Here is a 22,231-nt window from a genome sequence, read left to right on the forward strand (position 1 = left end):
TGGTGGTAAAATAAAATATATCCCATTGGAGCATGAACATGTTACACTGAAAAAGATATATTTTCATTAAAGGCGCCTGTCAGCGAGCGTAGTCTCTTCACCAATTTATGCGGGAGGTTATTCGCGATGGATAATTGTACAGTGGTTACAAAACCAGCGTTAAATCTGGTTGGAATCAGTTACTGCGGACCGTATTCGACATTTCCGGATGAAGCCATTCTTTTGCAGAGCGAGTTTCTCTCGAGAAAGCACGAATTAAACGGAGAGGTTAGATCCACCGCGCTGTACAGTCCTTATTTCGGCAACGAAGTGTTCGCCACTTATTGGGCGAGTTTCGAAACCGCGCATATGGAAACGGTCCCGGATGGAATGGTGCAGTTTATTATTCCCGAGCATACGTACGCCATGGTGACATGCACGAACAAGCGCATTGGCGAAGGCTACGAACAGTTATCCGCCTGGATGAATGAGCAGCAGCTAAAGAAGCGGGATAATGCCGTATCCATCGAAATATTTTATATTGATGAGCATCTGGAAGAAGAAGCGGTCGACCTGCTCGTTCCCATAGAAGATCAGGGTGGACTGGGAGTTTTTGAATAAACGTAAGAGTTTTTGTATAGATCAAACATAAGTGGGTGCTGTGATTTTAGGGATGAATATGTTCCCGGATCGCACTGGCCCATTTTTATTTAGGAGGTACCCATGTCCATTCCCATTCATATTATTGATGCCTTCACCAATATAATGTTTAAAGGCAATCCGGCTGCGGTATGTTTGGTTGAAGCGGAGCTGGATGAGGTGCTGATGCAGCAAATCGCGGCAGAAATGAATCTTGCGGAGACCGCCTTTTTGCATCCTCTAGCAGACGGCAGCTATTCCCTCAGATGGTTTACTCCTCAGGCAGAGGTGGACTTATGCGGTCATGCAACACTGGCAAGCGCCCACCATCTGTGGGAAATCGGTCATTTGGGCGAGACTGAGCAAGCACGCTTTCATACCCGCAGCGGACTGCTGACTGCAGACCGCTCCGGGCAAGGGATTATGATGAATTTCCCTGCGGAGCCCGCTGTTCAAGCGGCAGCGCCAGACGAGCTTATACAGGCTTTGGGCCTGATTCCCCGTTATGTGGGCCGCAACCGGATGGATTATTTGGTTGAAGTGGACAGCGAGGAGACCGTCAGGACGCTTCGTCCTGATTTTGCCCTGATCGCCAGAGTGGATGCGCGCGGAGTCATCGTAACAAGCCGCTCATCGGAGGATACGCGTGAGGAATATGATTTTGTATCCCGTGCCTTTTACCCGGCGCAAGGTGTGAATGAAGACCCCGTTACAGGCTCCGCCCACTGTGCGCTTGCTCCTTACTGGCAGCAAAGGCTCCGCAAAACTGAGCTTCGCGGTTATCAGGCATCGGATCGGGGAGGGTATCTGCATCTACGGAATGCGGAAGACCGCGTGTTTATAACAGGTCAGGCCGTCACTGTGCTGAGAGGAAGCTTGGCTTAGGTAATGAGTGGTTTATCTTTGAGAGTTGATCCATTTTCCCGAAAGGCGGCAATCCCATCATGAAGCGAAAACTGGTTATTAGCGATATTCACGGCTGCTATGAAGCATGGTTAAGCTTGTTGGAGAAGGTGGATTACGATAAAGAAAGGGATCAATTATTAATTCTCGGCGATTATGTGGATCGTGGACCTAACAGCAGGGAAGTGGTCGAGCATCTCATTTATTTGCACGATGTGCATGGAGCGGTTGTGCTTAGAGGCAATCATGATCAGAGGCTTGTCGATCTGATGAGATTCAAGGACGAAGCTGTAATCAGGAAATTTCTGTCCCATGGGGGCAGGGCGACTGTGAAAAGCTATCTTCAAACGGATCTGAGTGACCAGGAAGTGACGACTCAGACCGTGCACGAAATGATTGCTGCAATAAGCAAGCATTATGAGTATCATATCGCTTTTCTGAACAGTCTCCCCTACTATGCGGAGGACCGCCATCATATTTATGTTCATGCAGGGCTGAACCCGGACTACCCGGATTGGAAGAAGCAGCCGCAGCGTGAATTTATGTACATCAAGGAACCTTTTCTGAGCAAGCCGACCGTTGTCGGCAAGACGGTTATTTTCGGTCATACCCAAGCGGAAGATATTCATGGAAGCCCGGACGTATGGTTTGGCGGGGGGAAGATCGGCATTGACGGCGGATGTGCTTTCGGGCAGCAGCTTAACGCCCTGGAAATAGACGCAAGTGGACATTACCGGACGTACAAAGTGGGCTTTCACTCTTAGGTGAAGGCTCTCTTTTTGTTAAATAGAGAAATTATGCGCCGGGAATCAGTTGTTGCTTTCTGTATATTTCTGTATAATACCTAGTAAATCTATACATAGATTTACTAGGTATGGAAGGAGATAAAATCCATGAAGATCAACAAGGAATTATTGAAGGGAAGCACGGTCATCATGATTCTGACGATGCTGAATCGCAGAGCCATGTATGGCTATGAAATGATTAAGGAAATGGAGCAGCAGTCGGGGGGCATCTTCAGTCTGAAGGAAGGTACGCTTTATCCCATTCTGCATTCACTCGAAGCGGAGAGCTGGGTAGAGGCCTATTGGAGCGAGCATGATGGCCGCAAGAGGAAATATTACCGTATAACCGATAAGGGCGGAAGGCAGCTGCAGGACAAGAAACAGGAATGGGTTTTATTTCGTACCGCTCTGGACCGCATGATTGGGGAGGGAGGTGCATGAAGTCAATTGAATCCTATCCACAGGTGCAGAAATTTCTGCAAGCGGTTTGTCAGCAGGTGAAGGCGGTTGAGCTGCATGAGGAGATTAAAGAAGAATTAATCGTACATATCGCTGATCGGGCAGAGGAATTGTTACTTCAAGGACAAGAGGAAGCAGAGGCAGTTGAGCAGGCCATTCAGGCAATGGGCCCTGCGGCGTCAATTGGGGACAAGCTGCACCATATTCACAGGCCAAAGCTGGATTGGGGATTGATTTGCCTTCTGGCTCTTATAGCGGGAATGGGCATAATTGCGATCTGCGCGGTTCAAGCTGTAGATAATTCCTATATGAATGAAGGCCGTTATGTTGAGAAAAAGCTGGTATTTACAGGGCTTGGCTCAATTGGACTCGCCGCGTTATGGTTTTTCGATTACCGCAGGCTGAACCGGTTTTCGCTCGTTTTATTTCCGGTGACGCTGACAGTGCTGGCGGCAGGCATTGCTGCAGGCCGACCGATTAACGGAATGCCCTATTTAAACTTTTATGGAAAAAGCATTGATGTGGTGACCATCTGCACCTTTATGCTGGTCATCTCGCTTGCGGGAATGAAACTGCCAAAATATTGGACCGTGCGGGAGACCTTCCTGCGATGCATCTACCTGCTCGGCATTCCTACCGTGATGTATATGAAAGGAAACAGCTTATCCGCAGGAATCTTGTATCTGGGCGCAGCCTTCGGATTTTTCTGGTTGTATCGCCGTTCAGTATACCAATTTTTGATTATTATTGGAGCTTATGTTATTGCTGCTGTATCTATTGGTATGCTGAATCAGATGTATTCCCGTTATTTTCTCGCCAGGTTGACGTCATTCCTGTCCGATGACAAGTTTGGGGCGGGATATATGACCTATCAGTCCCTGCAGGCTATTCACGCCGCTGGCTGGTGGGGGCACGGCTTTGCAGCCCCTAACACGCATCTGCCTTATCAGCACAGCAATATGATTTTCTCGTATTTGATATACAGCTTCGGCTGGGCAGGTGGTCTCATCATTGCAGCGGTTGCTGTGTTATTTATTGTGAAGATAGCGGCGCTTGCCCATTCCATTCGGGATGAATATGGCCGGCGTTTAGTGGGGCTGCTGCTGATCGTCATAGGAATTGAATTTGTGCTGCCCATGCTGATGGCAATGGGACTAGCTCCGAATGTCGAGGTTCTGCTGCCGTTTCTGAGTTACGGCAATACGCTGCTGCTGCTTCATTTTGGCGCTGTCGGTTTGATTCTCACGGTATACAAGCGAAAGAACATGATAAGCAGCCGACAAGTCTGGTACAGGCAGTAGGCAGAAACCAAAAATGAGACTGCTTGCGGGCGCTTCCGCCGCATGCAGTCTCATTTCCTTATTCAAGCCCAATAGACGGCTTGAGATTTATTCATTTTAAAGCGATCGTTTGCTCCACCTTCTGGATGACGGCATCACCTATGATCCCGATCCGCCAGAGGGCAACCCCCTTCAGATCGTAGCGTTTGGCCAAACCGATTTTGCCGTTGATGGTATCGGCATTCTCACTACCCATGGAGATGCCCAGCAGGATCTTGTCTTTGGGCACCTGATTCAGTGCCAGATGAATCGCTTCATCCACACGCTTCAGCGGCTCAGGTCCTTTCTCATAGGAATAATCGTAAGCCATTATGACGAATTGATCGGCATATGCGGCCAATTTCTTGTAATCATAGCCTTTGTAAGAGCCATTAAGCGGATGCAGGGCAAGGGTGAGCTTCAGATCCCGATTTTGGGCCTGTTCATCCAGGAGACGGACAAATTCGGTGAATGATTGCTGGACCGTACTGGCCTCCCCTGTCAGTCCAAGACCCTCAAAGTCCAATGTAATGCCATCGAACTGCTTGTCGGCAGCCAGCGCAACGATATTATCGATTGCCTTGCTGCGCAGCTGAGGATCTCCAAGAAGTCTGGTCAGCTCTCCCTTGACATCGGTTGCCACCACCATGAGTTCAGGGGAGGTTCCTGCCTGGGATGCTCCTGTAATAATAGATTCCGGCGTTGTGTCGCCTGCAGCCTGGGGCCAGTAATAATCTTTTCCCTGCAGCGTTAATTGGCCTTGTTCATCAATTCGTGCCCAGCCAAACGAGACGGAATCGAATTTACTGATAAATCTCCGCTCATCAAACGAGGAAATAGCATAAAAGCCCATGGTGTACAGGTCTTCCTTGGGGGAAGCAATCGATACGGTCCTGCTCTTGGCATCCCAGCCTACGGAAGCGCCGAACTGGCTGCTGAAGAAGCTGAGCGGAACAAGCACCGATCCATTGCGGACAAGCGGTGCAACCGTCAGAGGAAGCGGGTTCCCATTAACCGTCGCGTTCTTGCTGCTTACGCGGAGAATCACGGTTTTGCTTGCTCCCGCGATGGACTTGGTTGCCTGTATCTGTTGGGTTTTCGCCGTCCATTGAACCGAGATCTGCATGGCTTCGGCAATTGCCCGGAAAGGAACCATGGTTGTGCCTTGGATGACGACAGGATCAGCAGGGAACGGCAGCGGATAGCTGTCCAGCATTATGGAAAGAGGTGCGTGCGCGGCAGAAGCGGCCTGTGCCTTTGGAGCCAATCCGTAGCCGGAGAAAAGCATGAAGGAAGAGCAGAATATAAGGACTATCTTTTTGGATTTTCTCATCTTGAATATTCGTCTCCTGTCCAAATCTATTAATCTATTAAGTATAGCAGGTCGTTTTCACAGAACAAAGAAGATGGCCCAAAACAGCACCTAAAGAATTGTTAAATCCGATCGATCGCGGTACAAGCGCTCCACAGCAGCATATGCAGACCGTTGATTACCGGATCAACGAAACAAACCGAAGCAGAGGCTTCGGTTTGTTTTGCGAGAGTTGGATAGCTGAAGCAGTGATAATTCAAGCGTGGAGGTTTTGCTGGGAATCTTCTCCGGCAGAGCGGCTCCGCGAGCGTTTCATCGAGGCATGGAGAGTCACTTTATTCTTGCCGGAGGCCTTCGACACGTACATGGCTTCATCCGCCTGCCTCACGACTTCCTCGGCAGAAACGCCGTCGCGGGAGCAGCTCACGCCTATGCTGATCGTCACGATGCTTTCTTTCTCAACGCGGCTTCGAATGGTTTCCGCCACTTTCTCAGGCTTGACGCCAGCAGCGGCTACCAGTCCCAGCAGCTCCTCGCCCCCATATCGCCCGGCCGCTCCGATACCGGCGGTTTCTTCTTTTATAATATCAGCGACTTGTTTGAGTACGCCGTCGGCACGATGATGGCCTTCCGTATCATTCAGCTTCTTGAAGTTGTCAATGTCACAGAAAATAATGGCGATCCGTCTAGTCTCGCGCAGCATCTGCTCTGCTTTCTTATTGAAATGCCTGCGATTATACAAGCTGGTCAGGCCGTCCGTAATGGAGGATTGAAAGGTCATCAGCAGCCTCTCCAGCACCCAGTCAAACAAAAGCAGAAACAACAGGGCATAATAGACAATAGGAAGCAGGTGGGAAAGGATCACAAGCATCGGCTCGCTTCCGTGAAAAACATAGCTGTCTGCGAGATCCGAGAGCTGATAAATAAAATAAACAATCAGACTGGCAGAATAGCTGAAGCGTTGATCGATGCCGCGCAAATTCAGCAATATGATGAAGTTGATGACGAGGCCATAGAAATCCAGAGCGAGCACGGACAAGCCTTCAGCACCTACCGGATGAGTGAGGATATCCGGGTCCAATGCGATCTGAAGCGCCGTAATCCCGATCAGGCCGATCACCATAAGAAGAAACGGCATTCCTTTCAGACGTGTTGAAGGCTGTGTATACAACTTCATGAAAACAAAGTTTATAATAATAAAGGAAAGCAGACTTGTAACGGAATAGGACAAGCTCAAATAAGGCGACTGGGATAACCCGGGAAAAGCGAGACTGACAAGCGCTGCTTGCTGTAGAATGACAATAGAAAGAACAACAATCAGCAACCGGTGGATTTTGTTCCGGCGGTAGCTTTTGTACAGGCGAATCGACATAAAGAGCGTCAGGACCAGTATGGTCAAAACACAAGCGGAAGCGAAGGTTTGACCGGTCGGACCGGCAATCCACTGCAAAATCGTCATATGATACCCACCTAGCGAGGTTGAAGTTACCCGTTTAAACTTCTTATGTATGGTTGAAACTTGCCGGGTGGAATAAACTTTACAGAAACATATGTTCTAGTATATCATGATTTTGTTCAGTCGAAAAGTGTCGAGGACGGCCGTATGATGATCTTGACGGAAGACATCAATTTTATGCTTGCGATGATATGTTTTCTTAACAGAATACATTTGGGGAGGACAAAAAATGAACATATTACAAGCTTTGTTTTTTCCGCCGGATCAACCCGGTGGTGTGTCCTCAATGGTTCCGTATATCCAAGAGCGGTTCAATAAGATGGGTTGGCAGATGGAGCTGTTTTCTATTCCCAAGAGGGTCAGAAGCAAGGGGCAGGACGCTGTCAGCTTCGATACGTTCGATATACGGCAATACGAAGGCAACCCGATTGTTGATAAATATATTCAGACCTATCGCGACTACTTGTGGTGGACGCGAATGCGGATTAATAAATCATACGACCTGATTCACGCGCATCACCCCATAGCGGCGCTTGCGATGAAGAAGCTGTATCCGGAAATGCCGCTTATGATGACGATTCATTCCAGCTATGAGCGGGAGCTCATATTGAACGGCAGGATCCGGGAGGGCGGACAGGAGCATCAATTCCTGACATCCATCTACGGTGAGCTGGAAGCCAAGGTTGACCGGATTCTGACAGTCTCCGAATCCTTCAGAAGCTATATGAGCCCCTATATCAAAAATCCCGATGCGATCAAGGTCATACCGAATGGCTTCGATGAGAAGCGCTTCCGGCCGATCTCCCATGAGAACGAGGTTGTACAGCTGATTACGGTCTGCCGGCTAGTGCCTGCCAAAGGTCTGGATATTCTGCTTCATGCCTGTGCGGGACTAAAGGCAAAGGGGCATGCGTTTGTCCTGCATATCATTGGCGATGGCCCTATACGGACGGAGCTGGAGCAGCTCGCCCTGCAGCTGGATTTGTATGACGACATTATTTTTTATGGATATATGCTTCATCCGGAGGAATTCATGCCGTTCTTCGACGTGTTCGTGCTTCCGTCGCGCGCCGAGGCGTTCGGATCGGTGTTCGCGGAAGCCGCGCTCTGCTGGCTGGCTTTGATCGGTACGAATGTAGGCGGCATCGCAGAGCAAATCGATGATGGCGTCAATGGCCTGCTCGTTCCTTCGGAGGACCCGGAGGCCCTCTGCGAGGCGCTTGAGAAAGTCATCAGTGATCCCAGCTTCCGCTACAACCTGGCCCGGGCAGCCTGGAATAAAGCGAAGAAGGTATATTCGCTGCAGCGCGTCATCGCTCAATTGAAGGAAGTTTACCTGGAGATTAATCCGGAACCGGAAGTGAAATCTTAATACCGCAGGAGGAGTTTACGAATGAGCGTCCCGTTCCGTTTTATTCATGCTGCCGATTTGCATGTGGACAGTCCCTTCCAGGGTCTCCCGGACGCGCCTCATCATGTGCGTGAAACACTTGCGGACTCAACCTTCAGGGCAGTGGAGAAGCTGGTGGAAACGGCAATAACGGCCGATGTGGATTTTGTGGTGATCGCCGGTGATTTGTTTGACTCGGCAGACCGTTCCTTGCGCGCGCAGCTGGCGCTGCAAAAACAATGGCAGCGGCTGCACACCCATGGTGTGCAGCTGTTTGTCATTCACGGCAATCACGATCATCTCGGCGGCGGCAGAGCTAATTTGCAATGGCCGGAGTCCATGACCATTTTTGGTTCGAAGCAAGTGGAACACGCGCCGGCCTACCGAAAGGACGGCGAGCTTGCCGCATATGTGTACGGCATGTCGTTCGGAGCGCGCGCCGTGACAGACAACATTGCCCGCAGCTATCGTCCGGATCCGGTGGGGCCATACCATATCGCGCTCCTCCATGGGAATGTGGACGGCAACCCGGCCTATGATCCATATGCGCCCTGTTCGCTCACTGAGCTTGCTTCAGCCGGTTTCGATTACTGGGCTCTCGGACATATACATACCCGTGCCGTTCTGCATACATATCCCCATATAGTCTATCCGGGAAATACACAAGGGCGTCATTCCAGAGAAACAGGCGCCAAAGGATGTTATATCGTCGATGTAAAGCCCTCCAGGGAAGCAGAGCTCACCTTCGCGGCTCTGGACACCGTCCGATGGGAACACATGGAGGCGTCCATCGAGGGGGTTGAACATGAGCAGGCTTTGCTGGATCTGCTGGAGCAGGCGCTTCTCGCCGGTCTGACCGGAAGCGGCGGCCGGCCGCTGGTCGCCAGGCTGCGTCTTACAGGCAGGGGTGCCATGCACAATAAGCTGATGGATCCTGTCTTTGCAGCAGAGCTGCTGGACGGATTGCGCCAGCGGATGGATAGCGGATCGGCTGGCTGGCAAACAGGCGAACAGCCGTGGTGCTGGGTCACCGGCTTTGAGCTGGCGACAGGGATCGTTCTGGATCTGGAGGCTGCCGCAGGTGAAGACAGCTTTACCGGTGAACTACTGCGCGGCATGTTTGGGATTGAAGCTGACGAAGCGGGCCGCCTGGAGCTGTTGGAGGAAGCGCTTGCGCCGCTGCTTGCCAATGCCCGGATGCGCAAGCTGGTAAGGGAACGCATGGAGCGGTATTCGCTTTCCTGGCTGCAGCAGGCGAAAGAGCTGGCAGCCGGTTTACTGACGGAGGAGCATGAAGCGGTTCCTTCATCCTCCGTGATGGAGACAAGCGAAGGAGGAGCTGTGAAGTGAAATGGATAGGTATGCATGTGGAAGGCTTTGGCAAGCTGAGCGAGTTTCGCTGCAGCTTCGATGCGCCGGTTACGGTCATTTACGGGCCGAATGAAGCGGGAAAAAGCACGATGCTGGGGTTTATCCGCTCGATGCTGTACGGGTTTGCGACGAGGGCCAATCCCTCCGAACGGCAGGAGCCATCCGCTGGAGGCCGTCATGGCGGCAGGCTGCTGTTCCGGGATTCGCTCGGGCGAGCGTACGTATTGGAACGGCTTGCCAAGACGGCAGGGGGGAAGCTGTCTGTCCGTCCCTATGAAGGCCAGCTGGCAGAGGGGCAGAAGAACGACACGGACATGCCCGCGGCGCCAGACCTGCCGGAGCTGCTCCTCCAAGGCGCTTGGGAGCAGCTGTTTCTCGGTGGAGTCAATGAGAGAGTATACCGTCAATTATTCGCTATTACGCTGACGGAGCTGCAGGCCGTAGGCATGCTGGAAGGCGATGAGCTGGGCAAGCAGCTGTATCACGCAGGCTGGGGCGGAGGGCAGGCGATTGCCAGGACGGAGAAGCAGTTGAACGCCCGATTGGATGGACTATTCCGTCCGCGCGGGAGCAATCAGCAGATGAACCGGCTGCTCAAGGAATTGGACGATACGGAAACGCAGCTGCGGCGTCTGGAAGACGAGATCAGCTCCTATAATGATCTGGCGGATGAACTTGTACAGACGCAGCAGCAGCTTCAGGAATTGGAAAGCCGCCTGCCCGCAATGCGGGAGCAGGCGGCGCTGCTGGCACGAGCCCATGAAACAAGACCGCTGTGGATCGGGCGCATGGCGCTTGTGCGGGAGCTTGAGGATCTGAATGCGGCCGGAAGGCTGCCTTCGGATATGAGAAGAAGATGGGAGCTGTGGACGGTTGAACATGACCGCACGGCTGCTGAGCTTCGCGGCATTAAGCTGAAGGCCGACGGACATGAACGGGAATCAAGCTCCCTGATCTATGATGAGAAGCTGATCGAGGCTGTTGATGAGATCGAAGCTCTATTGATGTCAGTGGAACGGATGAATGCGGTTCGTCTCGAACGCAAGGCATTGGAGGCAGAGCTGCGCGAGCATTCCGAAGCGTTGTCCCGATTGTTGTCACGGATTTCTCCGGACTGGACAGAGCATCAGCTGCGCCTCTTCCGTTTCACTGTCGCCGACCGTGAAACGGTGAGGGCGGCAAGAGCCGCGATGACGGACGCGGCGAAAGCCAGCCATCTGGCGGAGGCGGAGCTGCGTTCAACCCGGGAGCAGACGCGGGAGGTGGAGGCGCAGCTGGCCGAGATTGAAGAGACGGCCGGGGGAAGGGAACTGTTCCGGCGGGGCGGGTCTCCAGCCGTAACAGGCAGCCAGCAGCGCGGGCAGCTGCATGGTAGCGAAGGAAGGTTGGGCAGCCGTGAAGAGGCAGCGGCTGCTGTCCGCATGGCGGACTTTGGCGGCGCTGAGCTGCTGCCGGCAACGCCGGAGGGGCTGCGCCATGCTGCGCGGACGTTCGAGGACGCGTGGCGGGAGCTTGAGCTTGAGCAGCTGCGCGCTGAGCAAGCGCAGCAGGGGGCTGCCGGCGCCAGCGCCGCCGGGCACCGCGGCGGCGCAGCGCTCTGGGTCGCGGCCGGCGTGCTGGCTGCGGCAGCGGCGGCGCTGCTTGCGGCCGGCTGGCCGACGGCCGCGGCAGCCGCGGCCAGCGCCGCGCTGGCTATCGCGGCGCTGGCGCTGCTGCGCCTGCGCGAAGCGCGGCAGGCTGCGCCGCGCGCCGGCGCAGCGCCGGCCCGCGCTCGCCGTGGCGGGCCGCATCGCGCCGCGGCAGGCCCCGCGCCTTCCGCGGCCGCGGCGGCGCTGGCCCCGCTTGCCGCGGCGGAGCGCCGCGTTGCGGCTGCGCTGCGCGGGCTCGTCAGCGAGCCGGAGGCCCCGCTCGCCGCGCTGCTGGCAGACCGTGAAGCTGCCCCCGGGCGAAGCTTCGCTCCGGGCAGCGAAGCATACAGCCCCGCCGCTGCGGCTCCCACAGGCGCTGACAGGCAGCACGCCGCATCGCGGGCTTACATCCAGGAAGCCGCGGCTGCCGGCGCAGCGGTCAGCCGGGCGGCAAGCGGCGGCGGGATGCACCACCGCCAGCCTGTCAGTCCTTCAGCGCTGCTGGAGCAGCTCAGAGGGGCGATAGATGCCCGCCTTGATCAGCTGCGTGCGGGCCAGCACAGCGCCCAGCGCAGAAGAGAGCTGCAGCGCCGTCTCGCTTCGCTTGCCGCGCAGGAAACAGAGCAGCGGCTCCAGCAAGCGCAGGCCGCCGAACAGGAGCAAGCCGCTGCTTCCAATTGGCATAGCTGGCTTGCCGCACAGGCGCTGCCGCTTACATTATCCCCGGAGGCGGCGATAGAAACCGCCGACCTGGCTGAGCAGGCGGCGCTTCGGCTTCAGGCACGCGACCGCCTGAAGGCGAAAGCTGCCGATATGGATACGCAGCTTGCGGACTTCGATGCGGCAGTCAGGATGCTTGCCTCAGAATTTCCGGATGTCAAAGGGACCGCCTCTGCTGAACCTGGACTTGCCTTGAAGCTGATGCACAGCGAAGCGGGGAAGCAAACGGCAGCGCGTGCGCGACTGAACGAATTAACAACGGAAATTGCGAGGCTCCGCACCGCAGAGACCTCGCTTGTGGAAGCACTTAACAAGCTGGATGATGAGCGGGAGACCTGGTTTGCGGCAGTTTCCGCGGACAATGAACGCGGTTTTCTGGAAGCGGTCAAGAAATCCGAGCGCCTGCAGGAAATTGAGCCGGAGCTGTACAAGCTTGCGGCAGAGCTGGATGCGGGAGTTACCTCTGCCCAGAGAGAGCGTCTGGAGCAGTGGTTTCAATTTGTCGATGCCGCCCGGCTGGAGGCGATGAAGCTGGAAGCGGAATCGGCCTTGGCAAGCGGAGAGCGGCTGAGAAGCGAGCTGCTGGAAACAAGCGGACGCCAGCGCCAGACGATGGACCAGCTGATGCAGGCCGGCAGCCGTACGCGTCTTCTGGCGCAGCGGGAAGAGACTTCAGCGGCGCTGAAGCAGTTGATGGACAGGTATGCGGTAGCGGCATTGAGCATGACCATGATACGAAGAACAAAACGGCTGATGGAGGAGCAGCGGCAGCCCGCCGTTCTGAAGGAAGCCTCGCGCTATATGGCAAAGATGTCGAAGGGGAAATACACCCGGATTTCCGTGCCGGAGGGGGAACAAACGATTCGGCTTGAGACGCCGGACGGTCAGTTCGTCGACAGCATCTTTCTCAGCAGGGGGACGGCTGAGCAGTTGTATCTGTCCATGCGGTTTGCTCTTGCGGATGAAGCGGCGATAACGACGGAATTGCCGATGATCCTGGATGATTTATTCGTCAATTTTGACGGCTCCCGGCTGGAGGCTGCCATAGATATCATTGGAGAGCTGTCCAGCCGCAGACAGCTTGTGCTGCTTACCTGCCATGATCATATTCGGGACAAGCTGATGGAGCGGCTTTCCAGTGCCAGGCTTGTCCACTTATCCTAAACGATGCACAGGGTCTATTTGCCCAGGGGAGCAGATTGCTTGATCAGAAGTGCGAGCCATCCGAGACTGACAAGGCCGAATATCGGGTAAAGCGTGGACAGCAGCGGTCCAAACCCGATTTGGCTGGCAGCATAACAGATAACGAGTACGATTAAGGTGATCCGGGTATGCGACATCTTCATCCGTTCTTTAAGCTGGAGCGTCAGTCCATAGATATCTGCGACTAATGTGGTGAAGATCTCGGCAAAAATCAGGCCGATATAGATCCACTGCATGCCATGTCCAAGCTCTCGGGCAATCCCGCCCATCGGAATGGCATACTGCTGAATACCGGGCATGTAAAGGGATAAGGCCATATGTCCGGCAATCAGCATGAAGCCAATCCCGATTCCGCCTATCCATGCACCGGCGATGATGGTCTTGCGGTCCCGCACCTGCGCTCCGAGAGGGACAAGCACAGCCTGCGACATGGACAAATTGAATGCGGCGTACAGCAGGGGCGATGCCCATACGGCAAAGGGAGAATAATCGCTGGTCAGCAGCATCCAGCGGCTCGAGCCGGGAGTATTCAGCGTGTCTACAACGATAATCAGCGTAAAAACAAGCATCAACGGCACGACAATCGAATTGATTGTCAGTATGGCGCTCATTCCTTTGCGGACAAGAAAAAAACAGCCGATCAGCGTCACAAGCAGTCCGGTCTGATAGGAAACATTCCAGTTTTCTGTGAAGATTGTACCCGCGCCGGCAAGCATAACGGCATTGACTCCAAGAAGTACAATGAGCATAAAATGGCTGACCCAACGTCCGAAACGCGGGCCAAACAGCTTTTTGTTGACATCCTCGTATGACTTGGCGGATATGTCGCTTGCAATCAGCATCATTTTAGCTCCAAGCCAGATGAACATGGCGGTTGCCAGGAGAATAGTGGCTGCGCCCCAGTAGCCGAAACGTGTGAAGAACTGCAATATTTCCTGTCCGGTCGCGAAGCCGGCACCAACTATGGTGCCCATATACGTGAACGCAATCTGCAAGACTTTTCCAAATTGTTTCATGACGGTTCCGACCTGCCTCTCGTTCGCACTTATCTACAAGATATGTGAGAAGAAGGACAGGCATGACAAGTCCCGGCATGAAAATCGTCTTGTTCGGGTTTTATTCGGAATCGGCAAAGAGCTTAATGGAAATGATTTGGTTGTTTTCGGGGTCCAGATCAAGCTTCAAGAGGGCGCCAGATGCTTTGTAGGCGATAACGCTTGAGGTGTGTGTTTCCGGCTTGCCAAGCAGCGTCAGGGCTGTTTTTTCACTGTCTCCGACGCGCAATCCGTTGAGATCGGTGACGGCATCGCTCTCGAACACTTCGATGAATTTTACTTTTTTGCTTGCGTCGAAGCCGATGGAGTAGCCTTTATATTCGTGGACTGTCAGTTCATCGCCGCCATCATCCAGGCTGTAGCTCTCGGAAGGCTTGCCGAGCAATTTGTCCAGGGAAGCCTGGGAGTCGGCGATGGAGATCTGGCGCAGCTTGGGTGCCTTTGGATCCCATTTCAACTCGGCCTTTCCTTCTTTGGCCGTATTCTTTAAAGCGGTTGATTCGGTTGTGGCATCCGCTTCGGATTTCCCGTCATCACCGGAAGCAGGAACAACAGGGCTATCTCCGTTGTTCTTGTCCCTATTGAAGGTTTGCTGCGGACCGTTCGTGCGTTCTGAAGAGTTTCCGTCAGCTTGTCCCTGAGGCTGGGCGGCGCTGTCGCCGGTGGAGGACGGATTGCCGGACTGCATCTGGCATCCGGCAATGACAATGGAGAGCAAAGCGACAGCCGCCCCGCGCGCAGCCTTGCGGGATCTCGGGTTATTCAATTGTACGTACACCTCCTGCATTTTGATGCTCTAGTGGCCCTAAAGCATCTGACAACTATTAGACGTAAAAACCTGGCAAAAAGTTGCATTAAAGCTTGTGGAATTTGAATCCTTCCTGCTTGTCCAGCTTGCGGAGTTGGCCTTGCATATGGTACTTTAGACGTAAAAAGGTGTTTGGTGGAGGGAAAGCGATGGAACTGTTAAAAGAACGGATTTTACGCGAGGCTTCCGTCATCAACAATGATGTGTTAAAGCTCGATGCACTGCTGAATCATCAGGTTGACCCTCAGCTGACGATGGCGATGGGCAATGAATTTGCCAGACGTTATGCGGAGCATGCGATTACGAAAGTGATTACGGTTGAATCTTCCGGCATACCGGTTGGATTTACAACCGCCCTGGCATTGGGTGTTCCACTGCTTTTTGCAAGGCGCAAGAAGACGCTGATCGCCGATCCGGATGCGCTGACGGAGCGGGTGCCCTCATTTACGAAAGGAATTGTAACGGATATTATGGTATCCCGCCAATTTCTGACCGGGAGCGATACGGTCCTGTTCATAGACGATATCATAGCCAATGGCGATGCAGCCCGCGGACTCATAAAAATAATTGAACGCTCCGGCGCGAAGCTGGCCGGTCTTGGAATCGTAGTTGAGAAATCCTTTCAGGCCGGGGCGCGAACCATACGGGAGCAAGGGATTCGTGTGGAATCGCTTGTCCAGATTGCCTCCTTGGAAGGCGGGCATATTCAGTTCCTGTAGCTTCATGAACGAAATATTCCACAATCAGTACCTTTTCGATTCAGCCGTTTTGCCTTATAATGTTCTTATTGACCGAGGGGAGGCACAAGAGCATGGGGAATCTTTCTGCAGATTTTTTAGAAACCAAGTTGTCCGACGCCAAGAATCACTTTGAGCGTGCACTCGATTGCAAGCATACGGAATTCGATGACTTGTATCCTTATATGATCGAGCATCCACAATTTTTTTGGTACAAACGCTATGTTGCCTGGTCCGAGTTATTAACCATTGTCAAATTGTCCGAAGAGCTTGAGATGGATTGGAAAACACAATTCACAGCCAAGCAGGCTGATTATATTTCAAGTCGTGTCATGTCGTCGCGCGTACTTGATGAATGGTATGAAACTATTGATTCGAACGAAACGGTGAGCTGACAACAGCATAGATTGGGTAAGAGACCTCAATGAGCAAACTTGGGCATTGGGGTCTTTTACATATAGGGATACATGATGAGAGGGTTAGGAGGCAAACGAAAATCGTGATATCAGAGGAACAACTGGATGCATATCGGGTGGAAGGCACACGGATTCGTGTAGTCCGTGACGGTATAGAAGACAATGACGTGATCGGAATTGTAGTAGCCTGGGATGATGAAGTTGTAGCAATTCGCCGGCCGAACAGACGGATCGTGAAGGTGAAGCGGAATTATATCATCGAGCCGGCATCTGAGCCCCGGAGCAGCAATTGGGAAGTCTAAAGCCAAAACGGTACCCGGCAGGATTGCCGTTTTTCCTTGGCAATAAGCATCATTGACCACAATCAGGAGGAAGTTCAGACTTTGAAACGGAAGAGCAGCATATTCGCCCTATTATTAGCAGTTATCGTCCTGTTTATTATTCCCCGTCTGGATTTTCTGAAGGAACAGACGGAAGCGCCGGTATCCGGAGAAGCGGATTATTCCATTCATTTTCCAACCGACCGCTTTCCGAAGACAGCCAAGCATATCAAAGAGGCCATTGAAGCGGGGAAGTCGCCGGTCTGCACCATTGACAGGGACGGAGCGGATGAGAATAGAAAAGCCTCTCTAAAGGGCATTGATACGAAAAAAGGTTTTGACCGCGACGAGTGGCCGATGGCCATGTGTGCGGAAGGCGGCGAGAATGCCGATATTGCTTACATAACCCCATCGGATAACCGGGGAGCGGGCGCTTGGGTCAGCAATCAGCTGGAGGACTATCCGGACGGGGCAACTGTGATGTTCATTATGGAATAGAACGCTCGCTGGATTCATCTTCTTTACGCTGCGCAGGACAAAACATGAAACCTCAGCCCCACTCAAACGTAGAAAAGACCGAGCAACGACATGAATCGAATGGAGGATATTCATAATGAAATGTCCCGTATGTGATGATGCGCGTATGCGTGAGGTGGAGAAGAACGGCGTGGTCATCGATGTCTGTCCCGAATGCAAAGGCGTTTGGCTTGACCGGGGTGAGCTGGACAAGCTGACGAATGGAATTCGTGAAGTCCGCACCGAATATGACCGATTGGAACGTCAGGTCTCCTATGATAATCAAGACAGCCGCGGCTACAGGCAGGATGATCACTCGAACGATGCTTACGGTTCAAGAGGCTACGACAAGAATGGCAGACCGTATAAAAAGAAGAAAAACATGATGGACGTGTTCGGCGATTTGTTTGAATGAATCAAATGACAGGGATTCAAAGGCAGGCTTCCCGGCTTTGCGGGGGCCTGCTTTTTTAATAGCCTGGAAATGAACCCGCTGCATGATCCTTTGTGAATCATAACTATATATACTGTTTAAGTAACATGACGATAATAAGACTCCGGCAAGTTGGCTGGAGTTTTTTGCTTTTTAGAGGAGAGGAATGAACAGCGTAAAAGCTGTTAATTATTGAGTATTTCGAATTGTGGAACTTTATCCCGGATGATTGACTTCGGATTGTACGGATGATAAGATAAGTCTCGTGGTTAAGAGATATGCCACAAGAAATACCAACTTATGCGGTCGTGGCGGAATTGGCAGACGCGCTGGATTCAGGTTCCAGTGGTAGCAATGCCGTGGAGGTTCGAGTCCTCTCGACCGCACCAAACCCTCAAGCCAAACTCTTCTTGATGAAGAGTTTTTTATATTTAATAGAAACTGAAGAACCATTAAAGAAGTATTCCCTGACAGCGGAGCGGGGGAATACTTCTTTTTTCGATTCGATCATGTCGCATTATTACAATGAGCCTTCGGGCAAGGATGTTAAGGCTGTTCCATATCGGACGGGCTTCCGTCATCTGCTGGAGGAGAACCCGCATGCGATCGGACAAGAGCTTCTGAGGTGGATTCGTCAGATGAGCGAGGTTTCCGGTCGGGTGCTGTAACGGGATTTAAATAAAATCAGAATAAGCTTTGGTATAAGGATTCCGCCGGATCATCTGAATGAGATTTGATGCGGCAGCAGATAAGGGTTCGTTTTTGCGGGTACAGATGGCAATACTGTTTACTAGATGGATTCCTTCTACATACACGCGGCATAACTCCCCGCGCGCCACATAATCGCGGACGACCAAGGAAGAAACGAAGTTCGCGCCGTATCCGGCAATAACCGCTGTGATTGACTCATGCAATCCATTGAACTGTAACGCTATCCGCGGAGCCGATGAGATGTATGTCCGGCATAAGGCAAATAATCTCTCGCGTGTGGAGCTTCCCTCCTCGCGCATGACAAAGGGCTCCTTCATCATCTCCAGTAGAGAAACATGCTGATTCGCAAAACGGTGATTCGGCGCCACGACGAACCATAATTCGTCCTGAAACAATTCCTCGGTCAGAACCGTATCGGGATATTCTTCCGGTAAACCTCCATAAATCGCCAAATCCGCCTCCACATTCAAAAGCTGCTTCAAGGCACCGCTGGAATTAGTTGTCGTAATCGTCATTTCCACTTGTTCATACTGCTGTTTGAACTTGGCAATCCAGGCCGGGATCAGAAAATGGGCGGGCAAATACGTCGCAGCCAGCCGGATATCGCCTTTAGCGCCTGTACGGTAATCCAGGGAGAACTGTTCGATCTGCTGTTCAACCGCAAAAAGTCTCTTGGCGAGCAGAGCAAGCTTTTCACCCGCATCGGTTAAAGCAATTCCCCGGCCATGCGGCTTAAGAAGGGTGAGATCCAATTCTTTTTCGAATTTTTTAACCTGGGCAGTAATGGCCGGCTGGCTTATATGGAGTAATTCCGAGGCACGAGTCACACTTCCGGTAGCAGCAATCAGATGGAATAAACGCAAGGCGTGAAGATTCATAGCGGTACTCCTTATCTTAATTCATATATTTAAATTATAAGTTATCCGAAAAGATATATTATATCTATGATTATAACTCAATTACAATGAAGTTGAAAAATAAAAAGGAGTGATAACGATGAATCAAATGAACACCTGGACCCAAGTAGACCGTTATATTACAGAGCGTCTTATTCCGCATGATCCCGTTCTGGAAAAGGTGTTGGCCGCCAATCAGGAGGCTGGGCTGCCGGCGATTGACGTAACACCGAGCCAGGGAAAGTTATTGAACATTTGGGCTCAGATGCAAGGCGCAAAACGGATTCTGGAAATCGGCACATTGGGCGGCTACAGTACCATCTGGCTGGCAAGAGCGCTGCCGGCCGGCGGACATTTGGTCACGATAGAATTAGACCCCCATCACGCCGAAACAGCTCGCACCAACATCTCGCTTGCCGGGCTGGATGACAGGGTAGAGCTTCGGGAAGGGGACGCCTTGGAGCAATTGGCCCTGTTGGAGAAAGAGCATGCAGCGCCATTCGATCTTATTTTTATCGATGCCGATAAGCCGAGCAACCCCGCCTATCTGAAGTGGGCGCTTCATTTTTCACGCAGGGGAACGGTCATTATTGGTGATAACGTCGTTCGTGATGGTGAAGTCATAAATGAAAATAGCAGCGATCCGCGCGTCATAGGAGTAAGGGAATTCTATGATTTGCTGGCTGAAGAACCGGGAATTACGGCTTCTGCCATTCAGACAGTGGGAAGCAAAGGCTATGACGGGTTCGCAATAGGGATTGTGAATCGCAATTCTGAAGAAACCGCGGGTTAAAATATATGCTAATATTGCTATAGAGAATCTCATTTGCATAGAATGTACAGCTGCGGCTCGACCATTTAACGGGGGGAAGAAATGGAGACAACGAACAAGAACCAATCGGGGACCAACGGGAAGAAGGCGATGGCATTGTCTGGCCATCAGCAGGTTAATGAATATATGAACAATCTCGAGCATCCCCTGAAGAAGGAAATAGAGGCGGTACGAAAGATTATTTTAAGTGCGGATAAGCAAATCAGCGAACAGATAAAGTGGAATGCGCCGAGCTTCTGTTATGAGAATGAGGATAGAATGACGTTTAATCTTCACGGAAAGGGATTTTTCCGGCTTGTTTTTCATTGCGGGGCCAAGGCAAAAGATGACACTGCGCAGAAGCCTTTGTTTGAGGATGCCACAGGATTATTGGACTGGGCTGCCAGTGACAGGGCGCTCGTGAAGTTTACTGATATGAATGATGTGGAAGCCAAGAAAGAAAAGCTGGTGGAGCTTGTATTGAAATGGCTGGAAGTGACGAGCCCGCGGAAATGTTAAAGGGACGATGGTTTAGGGCAGGGGGTGTAGCATGCGCTCATATTGGGTTTGGTTTTCGTTTCTGGCGATTGCCTGGATTTGCAATTTTACTTCTTTTTCAATCAGCCCCGCGGAAATGCCTTGGCGTATCCTTATGAGCGCACTGTTCTTCGCCTTGTATTTCATAACTCCTCTTATCCGGCAGAAGCCAATTGCGCTAACGGTAAGTTTAAGCGCTGCCGCCATAATGGCTGTCATTGCGCTTTGGCCGGAAGGCGGAGGATCCCCCAATCCATATCCGCTGCTTGTTTTCTCGCTGATCGCAGGGGAGGCGGTTTACAGGCTTCCTGGCCCTCACGCATCGGTAATTAGTGTTATTCTGTTGATTGGGGCGATTTCACCGGGTTACTGGGGCTATTCAACCTTTTCACCGCTGTTTATTGGCTTGTATGGCTTATTGCACGGTGCAGCCTTTATGGTCTTTCGCGGAATCTGGAAGAATGAAGAGGAAATGACTGCCCGGAATGAAGCGCTGCTGAGCGAATATCGTAAAATGAAGCGGCGTATCGTCTCAGACGAGCAAGCGGCGCGTCAGGAGGAGAGGGTACAGGTCGGACGGGATATTCACGATTCTGTCGGGCATAAATTGACGGCGCTGTTAATGCAGCTGGAGGTGTTCCGCATGGAGGCAGATCCTGCAGCAGCGGGCCGCATGCAGGCGCTGAAGGTTCTGGCCAAGGAAAGTCTCGAGGAGACGCGCAATGCGGTCAAAGCCTTGAAGCAGCATGAGGCAGGCGGGTTGGCCGCCATTCTGAGCTTGATCCGCAAGCTGGAAGCGGAGAGCTTCATCCGGGTTAATTTTTCTGTGAAGCATGGCGCTCTTTCGGCGCCTTTGAGCAATACGCAGTCCATTGCCGTCTACCGCGCTGTGCAGGAGGCTCTGACGAACATGATGAGGCACAGCAATGCCCGCGATGCCGATATATTGTTTGAAGCGCCCGGCGGAGGCGTATTCAGATTTGAAATTATCAATACACGCAAAGAAAATAAGCCTTTCCGGGAAGGCTTCGGACTCCGCTCCATGCGGGAGAGAATCGAGTCTGCCGGAGGGCAGCTGGATATCCTTGCCTATGAAGAGCAGTTTATCGTGCGGGGGACATTATCGATGGTTAAAAAGGGTGAGGTGGAGGCATGATCAGAATTCTGCTCGCCGAGGATCAGGCAATGGTACGACAAGGACTCAAAATGATGATCGAAACCGACAGCGAAATGCGGGTCACCGGTGAGGCCGGCAGCGGGAAGGATGCTGTGAAGCTGTGCGAGTCCCGGGCCTTCGACATTATCGTGCTGGATATCCGCATGCCGGAAATGAACGGTCTGGAGGCGGCGCGAATAATCCGGACACGCTGGCCTCAGAGCAAGGTGCTCATGCTTACCACGTTCAACGATGAACAGTACGCGCTGGAGGCGCTGAAGCTTGGGGCAAACGGATATATGCTCAAGGATGCCGAGCCGGAAGCGCTCATCCGCTCCATCAGAAGCTGTCTGGCCGGCGGGCTTGCCCTGCAGGACGACGTGGCGGCCAAGATCATTCCGCAGCTGCTCAGGGGAACCGGAGAAAAGCAGCAGATCGATGCATCCATAACACCCCGTGAGCTGGCGATCATCCGCCAGGTCGGGGTCGGACGGAGCAATCAGGAAATCGCAAGCGACCTGGGGCTATCCGTCGGTACGGTCAAGAATCACCTCAGTCAGGTCATGGATAAGCTGGACCTGCGCGATCGGACGCAGCTGGCCATCTATGCGATCCGGCACGGTATCGTTTGAATAAAAGTGACGCAAGTCATGGTTTGCCAAACTTGAAAT

General features: G+C 52.5%; 23 protein-coding genes and 1 tRNA gene. 19 read left to right on the forward strand and 5 right to left on the reverse strand.

The window, feature by feature from the left end; translation table 11 throughout:
* Positions 1 to 126: 126 nt before the first annotated feature.
* From AC0YOB_RS00525 to AC0YOB_RS00545, 5 genes are all read left to right on the forward strand, one after another.
* Positions 127 to 600: a GyrI-like domain-containing protein gene (locus AC0YOB_RS00525; RefSeq protein ID WP_210039580.1), complete on the forward strand. Its 474-nt coding sequence runs from the start codon at positions 127 to 129 to the stop codon at positions 598 to 600.
* Positions 601 to 702: 102 nt separating this feature from the next.
* Positions 703 to 1,503: a PhzF family phenazine biosynthesis protein gene (locus AC0YOB_RS00530; RefSeq protein ID WP_475791070.1), complete on the forward strand. Its 801-nt coding sequence runs from the start codon at positions 703 to 705 to the stop codon at positions 1,501 to 1,503.
* A gap of 59 nt (positions 1,504 to 1,562) precedes the next feature.
* Positions 1,563 to 2,285 (forward strand): metallophosphoesterase family protein, encoded by a 723-nt coding sequence (locus AC0YOB_RS00535; protein WP_475791071.1) that lies wholly within the window; start codon positions 1,563 to 1,565, stop codon positions 2,283 to 2,285.
* Between the two features lie 129 nt (positions 2,286 to 2,414).
* Positions 2,415 to 2,747 carry a PadR family transcriptional regulator gene (locus AC0YOB_RS00540; RefSeq protein WP_475791072.1) on the forward strand — a complete coding sequence of 111 codons (333 nt, stop codon included), beginning with the start codon at positions 2,415 to 2,417 and terminating at the stop codon, positions 2,745 to 2,747.
* Positions 2,744 to 4,066, forward strand: a complete 1,323-nt coding sequence (locus AC0YOB_RS00545) for an FtsW/RodA/SpoVE family cell cycle protein (protein WP_475791073.1) — start codon at positions 2,744 to 2,746, stop codon at positions 4,064 to 4,066. The genes AC0YOB_RS00540 and AC0YOB_RS00545 overlap by 4 nt, the downstream gene beginning before the upstream one ends.
* A 91-nt stretch (positions 4,067 to 4,157) precedes the next feature.
* Here the strand turns inward: AC0YOB_RS00545 and AC0YOB_RS00550 are convergent, their stop codons facing one another.
* A complete protein-coding gene (locus AC0YOB_RS00550; RefSeq protein ID WP_475791074.1) occupies positions 4,158 to 5,417 on the reverse strand; it encodes a stalk domain-containing protein in 1,260 nt (419 codons plus the stop codon).
* A 235-nt stretch (positions 5,418 to 5,652) separates the two neighbouring features.
* Positions 5,653 to 6,855, reverse strand: coding sequence for a GGDEF domain-containing protein (locus tag AC0YOB_RS00555; protein ID WP_475791075.1), 1,203 nt, complete (start codon positions 6,853 to 6,855; stop codon positions 5,653 to 5,655).
* Positions 6,856 to 7,081: 226 nt separating this feature from the next.
* Between AC0YOB_RS00555 and AC0YOB_RS00560 the strand changes: the two genes are divergently transcribed.
* From AC0YOB_RS00560 to AC0YOB_RS00570, 3 genes are read left to right on the forward strand one after another with little or no spacing between them, the layout of a single operon-like run.
* A complete protein-coding gene (locus AC0YOB_RS00560; protein ID WP_475791076.1) occupies positions 7,082 to 8,224 on the forward strand; it encodes a glycosyltransferase family 4 protein in 1,143 nt (380 codons plus the stop codon).
* Between the two features lie 21 nt (positions 8,225 to 8,245).
* Entirely contained in the window at positions 8,246 to 9,592 is a 1,347-nt protein-coding gene (locus AC0YOB_RS00565; protein WP_475791077.1) for a metallophosphoesterase family protein, read from the forward strand.
* Positions 9,589 to 13,125, forward strand: coding sequence for an AAA family ATPase (locus tag AC0YOB_RS00570; protein WP_475791078.1), 3,537 nt, complete (start codon positions 9,589 to 9,591; stop codon positions 13,123 to 13,125). The genes AC0YOB_RS00565 and AC0YOB_RS00570 overlap by 4 nt, the downstream gene beginning before the upstream one ends.
* Before the next feature lie 14 nt (positions 13,126 to 13,139).
* On the opposite strand, the gene AC0YOB_RS00575 is transcribed toward AC0YOB_RS00570, so the two are convergent.
* Both AC0YOB_RS00575 and AC0YOB_RS00580 read right to left on the reverse strand, forming a co-directional pair.
* Positions 13,140 to 14,180 (reverse strand): YkvI family membrane protein, encoded by a 1,041-nt coding sequence (locus AC0YOB_RS00575; protein ID WP_210039570.1) that lies wholly within the window; start codon positions 14,178 to 14,180, stop codon positions 13,140 to 13,142.
* A 100-nt stretch (positions 14,181 to 14,280) separates the two neighbouring features.
* Positions 14,281 to 14,985 carry a hypothetical protein gene (locus AC0YOB_RS00580; RefSeq protein WP_475791079.1) on the reverse strand — a complete coding sequence of 235 codons (705 nt, stop codon included), beginning with the start codon at positions 14,983 to 14,985 and terminating at the stop codon, positions 14,281 to 14,283.
* A gap of 191 nt (positions 14,986 to 15,176) precedes the next feature.
* Between AC0YOB_RS00580 and AC0YOB_RS00585 the strand changes: the two genes are divergently transcribed.
* The 7 genes from AC0YOB_RS00585 to AC0YOB_RS00615 all read left to right on the forward strand — a co-directional run bounded on the left by AC0YOB_RS00585 (position 15,177) and on the right by AC0YOB_RS00615 (position 18,117).
* A complete protein-coding gene (locus AC0YOB_RS00585; protein ID WP_475791080.1) occupies positions 15,177 to 15,746 on the forward strand; it encodes a xanthine phosphoribosyltransferase in 570 nt (189 codons plus the stop codon).
* 92 nt (positions 15,747 to 15,838) lie between these two features.
* Positions 15,839 to 16,159 (forward strand): hypothetical protein, encoded by a 321-nt coding sequence (locus AC0YOB_RS00590; RefSeq protein WP_210039567.1) that lies wholly within the window; start codon positions 15,839 to 15,841, stop codon positions 16,157 to 16,159.
* Positions 16,160 to 16,263: 104 nt separating this feature from the next.
* Complete coding sequence (locus AC0YOB_RS00595) at positions 16,264 to 16,482, forward strand: hypothetical protein (RefSeq protein ID WP_210039566.1); 219 nt, start codon at positions 16,264 to 16,266, stop codon at positions 16,480 to 16,482.
* A gap of 81 nt (positions 16,483 to 16,563) precedes the next feature.
* Positions 16,564 to 16,998: a NucA/NucB deoxyribonuclease domain-containing protein gene (locus AC0YOB_RS00600; protein WP_475791081.1), complete on the forward strand. Its 435-nt coding sequence runs from the start codon at positions 16,564 to 16,566 to the stop codon at positions 16,996 to 16,998.
* Between the two features lie 115 nt (positions 16,999 to 17,113).
* Entirely contained in the window at positions 17,114 to 17,431 is a 318-nt protein-coding gene (locus AC0YOB_RS00605) for a TFIIB-type zinc ribbon-containing protein (RefSeq protein ID WP_475791082.1), read from the forward strand.
* Between the two features lie 320 nt (positions 17,432 to 17,751).
* A tRNA-Leu gene (locus AC0YOB_RS00610) sits at positions 17,752 to 17,838 on the forward strand.
* Positions 17,809 to 18,117, forward strand: coding sequence for a hypothetical protein (locus AC0YOB_RS00615; protein WP_475791083.1), 309 nt, complete (start codon positions 17,809 to 17,811; stop codon positions 18,115 to 18,117). The genes AC0YOB_RS00610 and AC0YOB_RS00615 overlap by 30 nt, the downstream gene beginning before the upstream one ends.
* Before the next feature lie 6 nt (positions 18,118 to 18,123).
* Here the strand turns inward: AC0YOB_RS00615 and AC0YOB_RS00620 are convergent, their stop codons facing one another.
* A complete protein-coding gene (locus AC0YOB_RS00620; RefSeq protein ID WP_475791084.1) occupies positions 18,124 to 19,038 on the reverse strand; it encodes a LysR substrate-binding domain-containing protein in 915 nt (304 codons plus the stop codon).
* Positions 19,039 to 19,156: 118 nt separating this feature from the next.
* Here AC0YOB_RS00620 and AC0YOB_RS00625 point away from each other — a divergent pair, with 118 nt between their 5' ends.
* The 4 genes from AC0YOB_RS00625 (at position 19,157) to AC0YOB_RS00640 (ending at position 22,192) form a co-directional block, all read left to right on the forward strand.
* A complete protein-coding gene (locus AC0YOB_RS00625) occupies positions 19,157 to 19,849 on the forward strand; it encodes an O-methyltransferase (protein ID WP_475791085.1) in 693 nt (230 codons plus the stop codon).
* Positions 19,850 to 19,930: 81 nt separating this feature from the next.
* On the forward strand, positions 19,931 to 20,386 hold the full coding sequence (locus tag AC0YOB_RS00630) for a DUF1801 domain-containing protein (RefSeq protein WP_475791086.1): 456 nt from the start codon (positions 19,931 to 19,933) through the stop codon (positions 20,384 to 20,386).
* A 31-nt stretch (positions 20,387 to 20,417) separates the two neighbouring features.
* The gene (locus tag AC0YOB_RS00635) at positions 20,418 to 21,560 is read left to right on the forward strand and encodes a sensor histidine kinase (protein ID WP_475791087.1); all 1,143 of its coding nucleotides are present in this window, start codon (positions 20,418 to 20,420) and stop codon (positions 21,558 to 21,560) included.
* On the forward strand, positions 21,557 to 22,192 hold the full coding sequence (locus tag AC0YOB_RS00640) for a response regulator (protein ID WP_475791088.1): 636 nt from the start codon (positions 21,557 to 21,559) through the stop codon (positions 22,190 to 22,192). Before AC0YOB_RS00635 ends, AC0YOB_RS00640 begins: the two co-directional genes overlap by 4 nt.
* Positions 22,193 to 22,231: the final 39 nt, after the last annotated feature.

The organism is Paenibacillus sp. JT31N17 (genome assembly GCF_056269255.1).

What these genes read in the sequence shown, in the direction of transcription:
- AC0YOB_RS00525 (WP_210039580.1), top strand. Translation starts at nt 127, where the DNA reads ATGGATAATTGTACAGTGGTTACAAAACCAGCGTTAAATCTGGTTGGA.
- AC0YOB_RS00530 (WP_475791070.1), top strand. Translation starts at nt 703, where the DNA reads ATGTCCATTCCCATTCATATTATTGATGCCTTCACCAATATAATGTTT.
- AC0YOB_RS00535 (WP_475791071.1), top strand. Translation starts at nt 1,563, where the DNA reads ATGAAGCGAAAACTGGTTATTAGCGATATTCACGGCTGCTATGAAGCA.
- AC0YOB_RS00540 (WP_475791072.1), top strand. Translation starts at nt 2,415, where the DNA reads ATGAAGATCAACAAGGAATTATTGAAGGGAAGCACGGTCATCATGATT.
- AC0YOB_RS00545 (WP_475791073.1), top strand. Translation starts at nt 2,744, where the DNA reads ATGAAGTCAATTGAATCCTATCCACAGGTGCAGAAATTTCTGCAAGCG.
- AC0YOB_RS00550 (WP_475791074.1), bottom strand. Translation starts at nt 5,417, where the DNA reads ATGAGAAAATCCAAAAAGATAGTCCTTATATTCTGCTCTTCCTTCATG.
- AC0YOB_RS00555 (WP_475791075.1), bottom strand. Translation starts at nt 6,855, where the DNA reads ATGACGATTTTGCAGTGGATTGCCGGTCCGACCGGTCAAACCTTCGCT.
- AC0YOB_RS00560 (WP_475791076.1), top strand. Translation starts at nt 7,082, where the DNA reads ATGAACATATTACAAGCTTTGTTTTTTCCGCCGGATCAACCCGGTGGT.
- AC0YOB_RS00565 (WP_475791077.1), top strand. Translation starts at nt 8,246, where the DNA reads ATGAGCGTCCCGTTCCGTTTTATTCATGCTGCCGATTTGCATGTGGAC.
- AC0YOB_RS00575 (WP_210039570.1), bottom strand. Translation starts at nt 14,180, where the DNA reads ATGAAACAATTTGGAAAAGTCTTGCAGATTGCGTTCACGTATATGGGC.
- AC0YOB_RS00585 (WP_475791080.1), top strand. Translation starts at nt 15,177, where the DNA reads ATGGAACTGTTAAAAGAACGGATTTTACGCGAGGCTTCCGTCATCAAC.
- AC0YOB_RS00590 (WP_210039567.1), top strand. Translation starts at nt 15,839, where the DNA reads ATGGGGAATCTTTCTGCAGATTTTTTAGAAACCAAGTTGTCCGACGCC.
- AC0YOB_RS00605 (WP_475791082.1), top strand. Translation starts at nt 17,114, where the DNA reads ATGAAATGTCCCGTATGTGATGATGCGCGTATGCGTGAGGTGGAGAAG.
- AC0YOB_RS00620 (WP_475791084.1), bottom strand. Translation starts at nt 19,038, where the DNA reads ATGAATCTTCACGCCTTGCGTTTATTCCATCTGATTGCTGCTACCGGA.
- AC0YOB_RS00625 (WP_475791085.1), top strand. Translation starts at nt 19,157, where the DNA reads ATGAATCAAATGAACACCTGGACCCAAGTAGACCGTTATATTACAGAG.
- AC0YOB_RS00630 (WP_475791086.1), top strand. Translation starts at nt 19,931, where the DNA reads ATGGAGACAACGAACAAGAACCAATCGGGGACCAACGGGAAGAAGGCG.
- AC0YOB_RS00635 (WP_475791087.1), top strand. Translation starts at nt 20,418, where the DNA reads ATGCGCTCATATTGGGTTTGGTTTTCGTTTCTGGCGATTGCCTGGATT.
- AC0YOB_RS00640 (WP_475791088.1), top strand. Translation starts at nt 21,557, where the DNA reads ATGATCAGAATTCTGCTCGCCGAGGATCAGGCAATGGTACGACAAGGA.